This window comes from Rossellomorea aquimaris (genome assembly GCF_000935355.1).
Classification (GTDB): Bacteria; Bacillota; Bacilli; order Bacillales; family Bacillaceae_B; genus Rossellomorea; species Rossellomorea aquimaris_B.
The window spans coordinates 149,047-162,504 of record NZ_JXZC01000001.1 but is presented as its reverse complement, the minus strand read 5'-3'; the positions used below and the strand labels follow the sequence as shown (position 1 = coordinate 162,504).

Here is a 13,458-nt window from a genome sequence, read left to right as displayed (position 1 = left end):
TGCGCCACCAGTTTCTTGACTGGTCTTAGTGGGTTCGATTCCCACCCCGAAATTTTTTAGTTACCATTTAAAAATTTCGAGGGTGGGATCGTACGCAAGTAGACTGCCCTCAAGGAGGGTCTACTATGATCAAGAAACGTGAATTACATGAGTGTCATGAGCTCTATGACCTGATGGTGCACCCGGATGTCTTCCCTTTTGTGCGTCAAAAAGCTCATTCCTATGAGGAACTTCTATTCTTAACAAAACAAACCATTGAAGCAGAGGAACGTGGAGAGCTCATTTCACGCACAATTTTAGACGAATGGGGCAGCCCTATCGGAACGATAAACTTATTTGATATTCAAGAAAATGCTGGATTCCTGGGAACCTGGCTCGGCAAACCTTATCATGGAAAAGGATACAATCAACCAGCCAAAGATGCATTCTTCGCTGAACTTTTCTTCGAATTAGGAATGGAAACCATCTTCATGAGAATCCGTAAACTGAATACCCGCTCCCAAAAAGCAGCAGAAAAACTTCCGTATGTACTAAAGGCAAACGAAACAAGAAGATCTCTTTACGAACAATTAAATGCTCAAGAAGAGGTTTATGACCTATATGAAATTCCTAAAGACTTATATACACTTTATCTATATCAGCTTCAACATTCCCAAGAAGAAGAGCAGGCTATGGAAGCTTAGAATAAAAACCGATTTCCACACGAGAAATCGGTTTTTTGTTATAAATCTAAAGATTTCCCATCTCTTCTTTCATACATAAATTCAAGTTACATCCGGGAAAGCTATAGTGAAGAACAAGGTTTATAGGAGGGCTGTCACGATGCCTATTCGAATTATCTTGGTCGTACTATCTTGGGGAAGCCTGCTGTTCCTCAAGAAGGAAACGATCATACGCTTTTCTCCTTCTGCGATTTTAGTGAGCTTCATTCTAACAACCATCACATTATGTAATTCGATTCTGAAGTTTTGGGAGATACGAGGTAGCAAACAAGAAAAATTGCTTGGTGATTTATCATTTATTCTTGGACCGTTTTTTTCTGCTACACTTTGGGTTTTCAGATTGACCTTTAGATCCTTCCCGCTCTATATGCTATTGAACCTCTCCATTAATTATGTATTTGCCTATCCCCTTACCTCATTTTTTGAGAAAAAAGGCATTTATAAATTAAAACGGATGAAGAACCACTATATGTACATGCTTACGGTCAGCTATTCTATTATTATTTATTGGTATCAATCCCTTATTGAAAATAAATTCACGAACAAAAATGAAGACCTATCCCCTCACAGATTCAGCGAAAAAACGAACGATATTATCGCCGAAAAATTATTATAGCTCATTAAAAATAGGAGCTGCTCATAATTGCCATCTTATCTTTTTTTCATAAAAGATAAGCACACACTACAGGCAGCTCCCTATATTATTTCTTTTTCGCTGCTTTCTCGAAATACAGATTTCTTACGACAAAGGTTTTATAGTTTTCCAATTTTCTTTTTTCTAACGGATGATGACTGATCCCCATCTTCTTAAGCTCTTGAAGGTACCAACCTTTTGAAAATTGATAAGCCATAGTCTTTCTCCCCTTCAACCATTTATATACTATATGCTTAAAGGAGGGTACGATGACTTATTATCGGGACATTGATGAAAGTTCCTCATACATGTCTTGTATGGTATAGGCTTTTTGACCTTTTTCCATGTTGTGGATATAGGTATCTCTGTGATCCTTCAACTCATTGACCTTCTTGAGGAAGCTTTCTTGGGTCAGCTCTTCCTCTTCAAGCTTCAATGCATATCCATGCTTTACAAAGCTGTTGGCGTTTAAGATCTGATCTCCACGGCTCGCTTCTCTTGATAGGGGTATCAGTAACATTGGTTTCTTCAACGCAAGAAACTCAAAGATCGAATTAGACCCAGCTCGTGAAATCACATAGTCCGTCATCGCTAAATAGTGAGGAAGATCACCTTTTATGAATTCATATTGTCGATAACCTTTTTGAGTATAGGTTTCATCGATATTTCCTTTGCCGCAGATGTGCAGGATTTGGAAAACGGAAAGTAGTTCATCCAGGTTCCCTCTTACCGCTTCATTAATTTTTCTCGCACCAAGACTGCCTCCCATAATCATTAACACAGGCTTTTCTTCATAATAACCGGTAAGCCGCTTTCCTTCACGTGCATCCCCTGAAAATAGCTCTTCACGAATGATGGCTCCAGCACACAATGATTTATCACTAGGAAGTGACTGAACCGTTTCAGGAAAAGTGGTGAAGATTTTGGTGGCAAAGGGAACAGCTAATTTGTTCGCGAGACCCGGTGTTACATCCGATTCATGAATCGCTACAGGGACCTTTGCAATCTTAGCAGCCATGACGACGGGAACGGAAACAAACCCCCCTTTTGAAAAGATGATATCTGGTTTCGTCTTACGAATGACGTTTAAAGCATCAAACACACCTTTCATCACTCGAAATGGATCTGAAAAGTTTTTCCACGAAAAATATCTTCTGAGCTTTCCACTTGAGATGCTTTCATATGGGATATGGGGAAATTGTTCTGTTATGATTTCCTTTTCAATTCCGTCTTCTGATCCTATATACGTTATCTTCCAACCTTCTTTTTCAAAGTGTGGAATCAAAGCGGTATTAACCGTAACGTGTCCTGCCGATCCACCGCCTGTAAATAATATACGTTTACTCATATGTATTAACTCCTAACTCAATTTTCTACTTTATCTTTTATCATTATACACTTTACCAAAAATGCCTTGGGGATAGAACTACGAAAAATTGACAAAAGAATAGGGTCCGTCAACCGGAACCCCTTTCAATTCCAAAAACAATCGAGGTGAAATTTAATTAGATAAGGCCTTATCTCTTCTCAATATATAATTGGCCACATTTCTTCCGCTGATTGTAACCATTGGAGATCCTCCACCAGGATGAGTTGTCCCTCCCACATAGAAGAGGTGATCAATGTCCTTGCTAACGTTGGAAGGGCGAAGAAACGCTTCTGTCATCCGGTGGGAAGCCAGGCCATAAAGGGAGCCCTTATAGGCGGAGAATTTTTGTTTGATCGCATTCGGTGTGTATACCCTCTCTACTTCTAGTGAGTCCCGGATCGGGAGCCCTTTTTCTACTAGTTTCTGATAAATCTTCTCTTTATATGCCTCGGCTTGTTCACCAGTCACATCAACGGCTGGAGCATTCACAAGAATGAATAAATTGCTTCCCTTTGTTATATCAGGATCTGTGGCAGCTGAATGGCTGATATAGATCGTCGGGTCGCTGGGCAGCTCTTTCTTCATGAAAATCTCTGAGAACTCCTTTTGATAATCCTCTGTAAAATACACTTGGTGATGATGAACGGAATCCTGATAGGACCTTAACCCTGCCAATATGACAAAAGCGGAAATCGAAGGTTCATAGGAGTCCAGCTTCCTATCATGATGGCTTGGTCGATCTTTCTCATTAATAAGATTCTTCGTAGCCGTGATAAAATCCCCATTCACAATCACATCGTGGGCCGTTACCGTTTCACCATCTTCTGTTACAACACCCACCGCTCTTTTTTCCTCAACTAATATCTCTTTAACCCTTTTGCCCAGATGCACCTTGCCTCCCAGTTCTTTAAAGAAACGGTAGAAGCCTTTTGCAATCTTTGGGTTTCCACCTTTCGTATAATACACCCCTTCTTTCATCTCGAGATGCCCGATCAACGCAAAGGTCGCCGGGCACTCAAACGGTGATGATCCAATATACGTTGCATAACGATTAAAAACCTTCAACACATCTTCATCTTGAAAGAATCGTCGGTGAAAATGATCCATCTTCTCAAAGGGACGGACCTTCAAAAAGCTATAGGATAGCTGTGGAGCGAGGTAATCCTTCCATGAACCAAAAACCCGGTAGAAAAACCCCCGCTGAGCTAATATGTATAGCTTTTCCACTTCCCTTAAATACTCTTTGTAATGGACTGCCCCGTAAGGATCAAGCTTTTCAAGTTCCGTCATCATTTCCTGTGGGTCCGCTGATTGGTAAAGTATCCTCCCATTGTGAAAGACATTTTTAGTATGTCTTACTAACCTTTCGAACTGGAAATATTCGGATGAGTCTCCTCCTGCATCATTGATCACCGATTGAAACACTTCAGGCATTGTAATGGTATTCGGACCAAAATCAAAGGAATACCCCTCTATTTCAACAGGCATCATTTTACCCCCGGGATGAAGGTTCTCTTCTAAGATCGTTACGTTATAACCTTTGCTTTGGAGTGAAATACCGGCAGACAATCCCCCTAATCCGCCACCAATGATGATGATATCTTTCATGAATAGGTCCTTCCTTTCCAAGCGTAACCTTTGTTCTTCATTCCCCTCAACATCGAAGCCCACATAATGATGATAAAGCTTATAGAAGCAATCGGCATGATGAGAAAATGCCACCTGGATTGATTGGATGCGATATCAATCATGAGGGTTTGTACCCATATCGCAACCAACGGTATACAATAGCTCCATTCACCTGCAATGAATCCATATAGGAAAAAGGGAAGCGGCATTATGTAAAATACGAAATAAAAAAGGGAAAGAAGCAAAACAGAAATGGGATTCCTCCCTAAGCCTATATAAATATTCTTTAAGAAACCTGACCATACTTCCCTATTGGTGTCATACATATGACATGTCACGTCATTTGTATTGTTGACGATCGTTACCTTCCAACCTTTTTCTTTCACTTTCCTCGCAATATGCACATCCTCTAATAAAGACGATTTCACAGCTTCATGACCACCGCACTCCTCATAAGCTTCCGTCTTAAAAAACATAAAGGCCCCATGAGCAGCCGTGAATGCTTTTTTAGTCGTATGATTGGCTACCGCAATGGGTAAATGAAAATAAACCAGGAAGTGCTGAAACGGAACCAGCATTTTACTGAGTAATGTAGGAATGGGAAATTGGGGAAATCCCGTTACAAGCCCTGCATCGTAGTGGTTCATCTGGAATAATACCTTCTCAATGACGGACGGGGAGACCCTGACATCTGCATCGAGGAACAAATAATACGTTCCGCGGGCATGCAGACTAAGCTCCTTGCAAGCATGGACCTTCCCCACCCATCCTTTTGGGAGAGGCTTTCCGCTGACGATTTTAAACCGGGAATCCCCTTTCGTCGATCGGGAGAGGAGTTCAGGGGTCCGGTCCGTTGATCCATCATCTAATATGATGAATTCAACAGGCGAATGGGTAATTTTCCTCATACTCTCAATTAATCCTTCCACATTTCTTTCTTCATTCCTCATAGGAATGAGTACAGAAACAAGTTCTTTCGAAGATAATTTATTAGAAAGCTTCGGTAAAAAGAGTAGATTGATGAACGTGATTATAGCAAACATAATAGTAATGAGGATATAATAATTCATTATTTTACACCTCTACTTCCTTCTTTTCCAAAAGGTCAACCATTCACTATTCGTTGGAAATCCTTTGAGTAATAAATCAAAGCTTGTAATGTCTTCATTAATAATATCGGCTTTTAGGGATTCGATCTTTTTTTCCATAACGGTTCTTAGAATGTCTGTAAGCTCTTTTCTTGATTGATGCTGATTGTGATCTACACGCTCATCACAAATCCGGATAAATAATTCAGGCCTTTGGTCATGACGAAATGTGTAGTAGAAAGTGACCAGCGAAACACTTATTTCAGGATTACGTTCACTTAAGAAGCTTGGCCCACTCATGAATGAAATTGGCCTCTTCTCAAGATGCTCTTCCTTACCCTGTGGAAAAATCCAGACTGTCTTCTTCTCTTGCAGGCATTTTTCAGCAAACTTTAAGGAAGTGACCAAGTCTTTGGGCGAATCGGGATTAACAGAGAATGCTCCGATTTTACGAAAAAAAGAGAAATCCTCCATCCCTTTCTGGCTCATCATGGCGTAGCTATCTTCTTTTACAACATAATGATTCAAGTAAAAGACCATCAATCCATCCCACCAGCTTGAGTGATTCGCGAGTATCAAGTGTCCGGAAGAAGATTTTCCAGCCTCCCTCCGATCATCGATCCATACACGATAAAAATGTTTTTTGAGCTGGTAGGTAAGGTAGTGGGCCAAGATTCGCTGAAATCTTTTGCTTTTTTTAGGTTCGATCATACTGCTTTCTCCAATCGTTTTCTAAGTAAGAAAGAAACACCGTAAAATGCCAACGTAACCCAGACAGCCAACCACAGGCCTTCCACGATCGCTGTCACGATAAACATTAAGATCACGAGGAGATACAACCGTCTCATCCGAGAGCTCCAATGTGAAGAAACCCCATCGTGTTTGATCAAATAATACAGGAAAAATTGAATGAAGAACGATACAAAAAACCAGCCCAGAAAATTTTGAGTTGGAATATCATAATACATCCCACCCTCATCCCATATCCAGTACTCCCGTCCCTTGAATGCGACGGGATCAATGATTAAATCCATCGTAACAGCCATAAGGGACGAAGCCGTGCTATAAATGATCCCACCTATTACAGTCTTTCTTCGATGCAATAAAAATTCATAGTGTGCCATACTCGTATAGATGACCATGACCCAAGCAAAGCCGATTGTGATGGGCACCCCTGCCAATTGAAAGCCAAAATCTTTTTCATAATGATAAGAACCAAAGATCAAACCGTAATGAACGCCTAAAGACTCAGCAAAAATCGTTAGCAGCATAATCCCTAAAGCGATGATGATCCCATATTGTCCTCTAAATTTCTTCATTGCATAAAGAATAGCCAAAAAGCCGGCTAGATATAAGAAAACGGCATTCGCCCATTGAAGAGCAGGAGGTAGCCAGTCAAGAGAAACAAGGATAATCCCCACTCCGTACCAAATAAGAAATACAATCCAAATCCAGTCCTGCCATTCTTTAGTCATTCTCTTCCTCCCCGCCATGCTCATTCTTTTCAACACCCATTATATAAGAGTGATATGTATAAAAGCATTTTTAACTCTCTGTCTCTCAAAAATGTGATACAGTATGATAGTGAATTTATGATACGCTCAATGAAGTTATTTAAAGGAGTTCATATTATGAGAGAAACCCATACTATCAAAGATAAAATCAAACAATTATCCGTTATACTCATTCCCATTCTGGTCACCCAGCTTGGAATGTTTGCAATGAATTTTTTCGACACCATCATGTCAGGGAAGTATTCTCCGATAGACCTGGCCGGTGTTGCCATAGGGTCCTCCCTTTGGGTCCCGGTGTTTACAGGTTTAAGCGGCATCCTCCTCGCGGTTACGCCGATCGTCGCTCAACTAATTGGAGGAGGTAATAAGAAAGATGTTCCTCACACTGTGCTTCAAGGAGTATATGCCGCCATTGCATTATCTACTTTCGTCATGATCGTGGGCGCAACTGTCCTACATCCTATTCTAAATGGAATGAATATAGAAGCAGAGGTCCGTACAGTTGCGAAAGATTATCTCATTGCCCTTTCATTCGGGATGATTCCCTTATTCATCTATAATGTGCTGAGATCATTTATTGATGCCCTGGGAATGACAAGGGTCACCATGTTTATTACATTGCTTTCTCTTCCGATAAATGTGGTATTCAATTATTTATTGATATTTGGAAAACTCGGTTTCCCTGCATTAGGAGGAGTCGGTGCTGGTTATGCATCAGCTATCACATATTGGGTCATTACAATCATTGCATTTTGGGTTGTGCATACGAAAAGGCCATTTGACCAATACTTTATCTTCAAAGCCATCCATAAGCCTGACATCTCCAAATGGAAAGAGCTCTTTCAAATCGGGATTCCGATAGGTCTATCCATTTTCTTTGAAGTAAGCATCTTTTCTGCTGTCACTTTGTTAATGAGCAATTATGACACAGTCGTGATCGCAGCTCATCAGGCAGCGATCAATTTTGCATCCTTCCTCTATATGATCCCGCTCAGTATTTCCATGGCATTAACCATCGTTGTAGGGTTTGAGGTGGGAGCGAAAAGGCTGCGTGACGCAAAGATTTATAGTTGGATGGGAGTAAGCTTTGCATTACTATTGGCAGTCATATATGGTGTGATTTTGCTTGTGTTCCGATCAGAAATCTCACACCTCTATTCTGATGATCCATATGTATTGGAATTAACGGCTCATTTTTTATTGTATGCCGTATTCTTTCAGCTATCAGATGCCATTCAAGCTCCAGTACAAGGAGCACTAAGAGGGTATAAGGATGTTAATATCACCTTTATGATGGCACTCATATCCTACTGGGTGATTGGATTACCGCTTGGTTATGTTCTAGCCAACTACACTGAATTTGGTCCATACGGATATTGGCTCGGCCTGACATCCGGCTTAACGGCAGGAGCACTTACGTTATCAGGCAGGCTCCTATTCATTCAAAAAATGTATAGAAAGCAATATAGTCTTATTAAACAATAAACTCATAATGTAAAATCCATTAGACACGGCAGATTCTTTTCTGCTGTGTCTATTTACACCTTCACTGACGGAATACCTTTCCCAGTACATCCTTGCCCCCAGTAACAGGAATAATGGAACCGGTAATAAAATCAGATTCTTCCTGACATAGAAAAGAGATGATTCTTGAAAGATCTTCACCCGTTCCAGGACGCCCCACCGGTGTGTCCGGATCATGATGTTCTTTCGCTTTATGGATCTCTTCTTCTTTCCATTCCCCAACGATGTCCCCGGGGCAGACCATATTCGCCGTTATTCCATTTCGTGCTTCTTCCACTGAGATGGTTTTCGTAAACGAAGCGAGTCCTGCTTTAGCTGCCGCAAACGCGGAACGATAGATCCAGCCTGGTGATGTTTCAACTCGATCATAGCCAAATGTGATAATTCTCCCCCATTTCTTTTCCCTCATTTTAGGAATAATCAACCTTGATAAGTAGAAAACACTATTTAAATTTCCATTTACTATGTAGTTCCATTCTTCTGGGGAATAATCAGCAAATGACTTCCGCTCTTTAACGTAGGGACCTGCATTATGAATTAAGATATCGACACTTTCCACTTCATTCAGAATTTCTGTTACCATTCGCTCACATTCTTCAGGTACGGAGATATCACCCTCGACGGCTATTAATTTATTGTTATATTTCCCCTTCAAATGGGAAATCAGATCCTCAACAATTTGACTGTTTTGTCTGTAGTTAATGATAATGGTATGTCCTTGTTTCGAGAATTCCTCTACCGTTCGCCGTCCGATTCCCTTCGATCCTCCCGTTATAAACACAACTTTTTCTTTCATCAAGCTCACTCCACGTACTCGTTATAACTCAATACTAAGAATGATTATGATGAAATGCAAATGTAAGCTCTTAAATAATCCGTTCATGCTCGTCAAGACCACTATTTTACGTATAACTTCCTTAGGTTCGAGAAAACTAACCTCAGACATGATTCAAAAATAAAAAAAACAACCTCTCCAAGAAAGAGAGGCTGCTTTTATGATTGTATTCTATTATTTACCAATGAACTGTTGAGTCCAGTAGTTACCGTTTTCTACATGTCCCACACCGATGTGAGTGTAGTTTGAGCTTAAGATATTTTTACGGTGACCTTCACTATCCATCCATGCTTGCACTACTTCTTCAGGAGTAGGTTGACCCATAGCGATATTTTCACCGGCAGAACTGTATTGAATACCGAACTGCTTCATCATGTCGAATGGTGAGCCATACGTCGGGCTATCATGGGAGAAGTAGTTATTCGCTTGCATATCACGAGACTTTTCACGTGCAACTTTACTTAGCTCAGTATCTACTTTAAGCGCTGGAAGACCCTGCTTCGCACGCTCTTGGTTCGTTAATTCCACTACTTTTTGCTCATATTGACTTAATTGACCTGTTTCTTCACTGGCCTTTTGTTCTGGTTGTTGTTGCTGTTCTTTTGGTGCAGGAGCCGGAGCTTGAGCTTCTGCTTTTGGCGCTTCTTGTTTTTCAGGAGCTGGTGCTGGTGCTGGTGCTGGCGCTTCTGCTTTTGGAGCTTCAGCTTTTGGAGCTTCCTTAGCAGGAGCTGGTGCTGCCTGAGCTTCAGGAGCCTGTCCTTTTAACAAATCTTGTACGTTAATGTTCTTACCATCAATTTGGTATTTTGATAGAGTATCTTGTACAAATTTATTTAAATCTTCTTGATTACCATTATATTTAAAAGTATTCACCTGCTGTGAAACCTTATCTGGAGTTGGACATGGTGCGGCAGCATCAGCTTTCCCTGCTGCAAATGGTGCTGCTAATAGTGTAAATGCTGTTGCTGTTGAAACCATCATTTTCTTGTTCATAAAAATGAATTCCTCCTTAGTGAATGTGTTTTCCTTGCTGCACATTCATCATACCACCCTGTTTTTGTTATATTTACGGGAGATCTTGGTAACTAGAAATCAATTGTTCAATTATGAAAGACAATTTTCCTATATTACTATAGTAATCATTGATTCTAGTAGGGAGAAAGTACTTTTAAAATGATTAACTTACATTTCCAGTGGTTGTATTATTTAGCTTGGGAAACTAATTATTACCTGTTTATCAGTATTGACAGCTTTTTAGCGCACCCAATTTTGTAACGGATGTTACAATAGCATTTCATTGAAAAAGCGATTTTACCCTAAAGATAGGTATTCTTTACATTTTTTATCAGATTCAAGGATAATATATCCTTTTACTTTAAATCCAAGACGTTTTAGTTGTCTAACACCTACATTGCATTCTATAAGATTGCTTCCCATTACTACGACAGGACCATTGGGAATATCGTGTGAGTGCCTTCTTATATATCCACAGGGGATAGCTATAATGTTATGGCAATCTTCTTTTGCAGAATCCTGATAATCACGGACATCCACCACTACATGTCGGGAAGTTACCTCAGGAGAAGACAATCGTTTTGTCCTAACAGGGAAATACCGATAGTACATCATATAAGTAAGTACACTAAGTAGAAGTAAGCTAATCACTAGCATGCTGGCATCATCCTTTTTAATAATCTAATCATCATTATATACCTATATGGGTATTAATAAAAGCAAAATGCTCAGAATGAATAGATTTGCTTATTTCTGTTAACTCATCATGAGTGAAAAGGTATGTCTGTCCTCGGTTCCTAGACAATTAAATGTCTTTATGTATCTCCATTCAGTTCTGACATCATTTCAAGATGTACTTTTATTAATGCAACTTTCTCTTCACCCGTCAGTTCCGATTCAATAATTCTCTTTGTAGCTGATAGATATTTTTCTTCTTTAGATTTACGCACTCTTGGATGACTATTGCCGTCCAATAATTCACGTTTGATGGTTTCCTTCAGGATCTTTTCTGAAGAAGTATCCTCACTTATTAATAATCTGTTTTTCCATATCTGTCTGTATGCCTCTAATAAAGCATCGAATGATTCTAATCTCATGTTCAATCAACCCTTACATAAAAAGTTTATTTATAAAGCATACTAGAAAAAAACAAAGAAAGGTGATGTACATGACTACACCCTATCGCTGTCCCAGCTGTAAAACAAATCGCACCCGGTTTAATATTATACAACAAGTATCTCAGAGTGTGAAACTCGATCCCGCCTCTGGAGAAGTTGTTCAGAGTTATGAAGAAGGGCAGCTCGAGCCGTTTCATCTTGCTTATAATGGGCCGGATTTAAAAGTTCAATGTGCCGCTTGCGGTTTAGTAGAGGATGAGATGACGTTTAAGAAATTTGGAGAAAGTACGATGTAATTCAAATGAAAAAGGGTAACTGGTTGGCACTGTAATCGTAAACAGATCCACCCGGTTACCCCTTTTCTTATTTAAAACTGGAGCCAATCAATGATTGGAAGCTTCTTTAAGTTTTGTTTCTTTTTCTTCTTCCGTTACATCTTTATTCGACATACGTAATGGGATTTCTTTCATAAAGAACGTTAATACAAAACCAACAAGAAGTATCATAGCACCAATAAAGAAGACATTCGTTAAAGCGAAACTTAACGACTCTCTCACCCCTTCGAGAATGGTTGCGTAAATCCCTTGGTATTCTTCAGGTAATATTGATTGTAATTCTTTTAATTTCTCACCATTCATTATGTTTTGAGGATCCTGAAGCTGCTTCAACACTCCTGATGTTTCAGGATTTGTTAGAAGAGGTGAGTCTTTCACTTCTGACATTTTCTCAGTCATCTTTGAAGACATGGAGGTATTCATCACGGTACCCATGATGGCTACCCCAATCGTACCGCCGATTTGTCTGAATAATTGGGTGGCAGCGGTAGCCACACCTAAGAACTTATGCTGAACAGCGTTCTGAACCGTTAAAGTGAAAACAGGGAAGCTCAGCCCAAGACCTGTTCCTACTATAATAATATTGATAAGGGCCGTTGTATTGGTAGTGTTCGTATCCATAAAGGATAAAAGAATCATTCCTGCACTCATTACGAACAAACCGATCAGGGCTAGAAATTTATATCTGCCTGTCTTCGTGATGATCTGCCCACCAACTGTACTTGCAATCACCATACTCACTGTCATAGGCATCATCACCAAGCCCGACTTAGTGGCAGATGTCCCCATGACACCTTGAATAAAGAACGGCATATACATGATGGCTCCAAACATCCCGGCACCCAGGATAAATCCAATGATATTGGATAAGGTGAAAATTTTATTCTTGAACAATTGAAGTGGAAGAACGGGATTACTTGCTTTCTTTTCCGTAATGATAAATAAGACAAAGAATATCACCGTTGCTGACAGTAACCCAATAATCGGAAGGGAAACCCATTCATAGTCATTTCCACCCCATGTAAAGGCCAATAATAATGGAATAATCGTCAGAGTAAGCATAACAGAGCCCAAATAATCCACTTTCAGTCCTCTATTTGGTTTCTGTGAAGGGAACATTTTATAAATCATCCCAAAGGCGACGAAACCTACTGGCAGGAAGACCCAGAATACCCAATGCCAATCTGCATTATCAACGATCCAGCCTCCCAATGTAGGTCCGAACACACTTGCGAGACCAAATACACTACTCATTAAACCTTGCCATTTCCCTCTTTCCCGAGGCGAAAATAAGTCTCCTACAGCCGTAAACGCAGTAGACATGATCATCCCGGCTCCAAAGCCTTGTATCCCCCGGAAGATGATTAATTGAATGATTGATGAAGAAAGTCCATTCAAGAATGACCCGATCATAAAGACTCCTATACCTAGGAGGATGAATGGTTTCCTTCCATACATATCAGATAATTTCCCTACTAATATGGCAGTTACCGAACTGGTTAGCATAAAGATTGTAAATACCCAGCTATAGTAGTCAATCCCACCAATCTCGGAAATGATCCTTGGTAAAGCGGTCCCTACTATTGTTTGATTCAATGCTGCGAATAACATGGCTGACATGATGGCTATCATGATCATTACTTTTTTACGATGTTCTAAGTGCTCCATTTATAAGT

General features: G+C 40.1%; 15 protein-coding genes. 4 read left to right on the top strand and 11 right to left on the bottom strand.

Annotation, left to right across the window (positions count from 1 at the left end; genetic code table 11):
- The first annotated feature begins 125 nt into the window (after positions 1-125).
- On the top strand, positions 126-683 hold the full coding sequence (locus TV75_RS00870; RefSeq protein ID WP_044336577.1) for a GNAT family N-acetyltransferase: 558 nt from the start codon (positions 126-128) through the stop codon (positions 681-683).
- Between the two features lie 139 nt (positions 684-822).
- A complete protein-coding gene (locus TV75_RS00865) occupies positions 823-1,338 on the top strand; it encodes a hypothetical protein (RefSeq protein WP_052504378.1) in 516 nt (171 codons plus the stop codon).
- A gap of 85 nt (positions 1,339-1,423) precedes the next feature.
- Here TV75_RS00865 and TV75_RS21315 read toward each other — a convergent pair whose 3' ends face one another.
- From TV75_RS21315 to TV75_RS00840, 6 genes are all read right to left on the bottom strand, one after another.
- The gene (locus TV75_RS21315) at positions 1,424-1,573 is read right to left on the bottom strand and encodes a DUF2639 domain-containing protein (protein WP_082051093.1); all 150 of its coding nucleotides are present in this window, start codon (positions 1,571-1,573) and stop codon (positions 1,424-1,426) included.
- Between the two features lie 60 nt (positions 1,574-1,633).
- Positions 1,634-2,704, bottom strand: coding sequence for an undecaprenyldiphospho-muramoylpentapeptide beta-N-acetylglucosaminyltransferase (locus TV75_RS00860; RefSeq protein ID WP_044336575.1), 1,071 nt, complete (start codon positions 2,702-2,704; stop codon positions 1,634-1,636).
- A gap of 153 nt (positions 2,705-2,857) precedes the next feature.
- Positions 2,858-4,333 (bottom strand): phytoene desaturase family protein, encoded by a 1,476-nt coding sequence (locus tag TV75_RS00855; RefSeq protein ID WP_044336573.1) that lies wholly within the window; start codon positions 4,331-4,333, stop codon positions 2,858-2,860.
- Complete coding sequence (locus TV75_RS00850) at positions 4,330-5,424, bottom strand: glycosyltransferase (protein WP_044336571.1); 1,095 nt, start codon at positions 5,422-5,424, stop codon at positions 4,330-4,332. The genes TV75_RS00855 and TV75_RS00850 overlap by 4 nt, the downstream gene beginning before the upstream one ends.
- 12 nt (positions 5,425-5,436) lie before the next feature.
- Entirely contained in the window at positions 5,437-6,153 is a 717-nt protein-coding gene (locus TV75_RS00845; protein WP_044336569.1) for a lysophospholipid acyltransferase family protein, read from the bottom strand.
- Positions 6,150-6,917 carry a carotenoid biosynthesis protein gene (locus tag TV75_RS00840; protein WP_044336568.1) on the bottom strand — a complete coding sequence of 256 codons (768 nt, stop codon included), beginning with the start codon at positions 6,915-6,917 and terminating at the stop codon, positions 6,150-6,152. The genes TV75_RS00845 and TV75_RS00840 overlap by 4 nt, the downstream gene beginning before the upstream one ends.
- A gap of 156 nt (positions 6,918-7,073) precedes the next feature.
- Here TV75_RS00840 and TV75_RS00835 point away from each other — a divergent pair, with 156 nt between their 5' ends.
- Positions 7,074-8,441 carry an MATE family efflux transporter gene (locus tag TV75_RS00835; protein WP_044336565.1) on the top strand — a complete coding sequence of 456 codons (1,368 nt, stop codon included), beginning with the start codon at positions 7,074-7,076 and terminating at the stop codon, positions 8,439-8,441.
- Between the two features lie 61 nt (positions 8,442-8,502).
- On the opposite strand, the gene TV75_RS00830 is transcribed toward TV75_RS00835, so the two are convergent.
- The 4 genes from TV75_RS00830 to TV75_RS00815 form a co-directional block, all read right to left on the bottom strand.
- Positions 8,503-9,276, bottom strand: a complete 774-nt coding sequence (locus tag TV75_RS00830; RefSeq protein WP_044336563.1) for an SDR family oxidoreductase — start codon at positions 9,274-9,276, stop codon at positions 8,503-8,505.
- 213 nt (positions 9,277-9,489) lie between these two features.
- Complete coding sequence (locus TV75_RS00825) at positions 9,490-10,353, bottom strand: CAP domain-containing protein (RefSeq protein WP_367379294.1); 864 nt, start codon at positions 10,351-10,353, stop codon at positions 9,490-9,492.
- 273 nt (positions 10,354-10,626) lie between these two features.
- Entirely contained in the window at positions 10,627-10,986 is a 360-nt protein-coding gene (locus tag TV75_RS00820) for a hypothetical protein (protein WP_044336561.1), read from the bottom strand.
- A gap of 158 nt (positions 10,987-11,144) precedes the next feature.
- Positions 11,145-11,426, bottom strand: a complete 282-nt coding sequence (locus TV75_RS00815; protein WP_044336560.1) for a hypothetical protein — start codon at positions 11,424-11,426, stop codon at positions 11,145-11,147.
- Between the two features lie 71 nt (positions 11,427-11,497).
- On the opposite strand from TV75_RS00815, the gene TV75_RS00810 reads away from it, so the two are divergent.
- A complete protein-coding gene (locus TV75_RS00810; protein WP_044336558.1) occupies positions 11,498-11,743 on the top strand; it encodes a DNA alkylation repair protein in 246 nt (81 codons plus the stop codon).
- Positions 11,744-11,830: 87 nt separating this feature from the next.
- Here the strand turns inward: TV75_RS00810 and TV75_RS00805 are convergent, their stop codons facing one another.
- A complete protein-coding gene (locus TV75_RS00805; RefSeq protein ID WP_044336556.1) occupies positions 11,831-13,450 on the bottom strand; it encodes an MDR family MFS transporter in 1,620 nt (539 codons plus the stop codon).
- Positions 13,451-13,458 lie beyond the last annotated feature (8 nt).

Excerpts from the sequence above, each read along its gene's own strand:
- TV75_RS00825 (WP_367379294.1), bottom strand. The coding sequence starts at position 10,353 with ATGTGCAGCAAGGAAAACACATTCACTAAGGAGGAATTCATTTTTATG.
- TV75_RS00815 (WP_044336560.1), bottom strand. The coding sequence starts at position 11,426 with ATGAGATTAGAATCATTCGATGCTTTATTAGAGGCATACAGACAGATA.
- TV75_RS00860 (WP_044336575.1), bottom strand. The coding sequence starts at position 2,704 with ATGAGTAAACGTATATTATTTACAGGCGGTGGATCGGCAGGACACGTT.
- TV75_RS00870 (WP_044336577.1), top strand. The coding sequence starts at position 126 with ATGATCAAGAAACGTGAATTACATGAGTGTCATGAGCTCTATGACCTG.
- TV75_RS21315 (WP_082051093.1), bottom strand. The coding sequence starts at position 1,573 with ATGGCTTATCAATTTTCAAAAGGTTGGTACCTTCAAGAGCTTAAGAAG.
- TV75_RS00810 (WP_044336558.1), top strand. The coding sequence starts at position 11,498 with ATGACTACACCCTATCGCTGTCCCAGCTGTAAAACAAATCGCACCCGG.
- TV75_RS00805 (WP_044336556.1), bottom strand. The coding sequence starts at position 13,450 with ATGGAGCACTTAGAACATCGTAAAAAAGTAATGATCATGATAGCCATC.
- TV75_RS00830 (WP_044336563.1), bottom strand. The coding sequence starts at position 9,276 with ATGAAAGAAAAAGTTGTGTTTATAACGGGAGGATCGAAGGGAATCGGA.
- TV75_RS00835 (WP_044336565.1), top strand. The coding sequence starts at position 7,074 with ATGAGAGAAACCCATACTATCAAAGATAAAATCAAACAATTATCCGTT.
- TV75_RS00845 (WP_044336569.1), bottom strand. The coding sequence starts at position 6,153 with ATGATCGAACCTAAAAAAAGCAAAAGATTTCAGCGAATCTTGGCCCAC.
- TV75_RS00855 (WP_044336573.1), bottom strand. The coding sequence starts at position 4,333 with ATGAAAGATATCATCATCATTGGTGGCGGATTAGGGGGATTGTCTGCC.
- TV75_RS00820 (WP_044336561.1), bottom strand. The coding sequence starts at position 10,986 with ATGCTAGTGATTAGCTTACTTCTACTTAGTGTACTTACTTATATGATG.
- TV75_RS00865 (WP_052504378.1), top strand. The coding sequence starts at position 823 with ATGCCTATTCGAATTATCTTGGTCGTACTATCTTGGGGAAGCCTGCTG.
- TV75_RS00840 (WP_044336568.1), bottom strand. The coding sequence starts at position 6,917 with ATGACTAAAGAATGGCAGGACTGGATTTGGATTGTATTTCTTATTTGG.
- TV75_RS00850 (WP_044336571.1), bottom strand. The coding sequence starts at position 5,424 with ATGAATTATTATATCCTCATTACTATTATGTTTGCTATAATCACGTTC.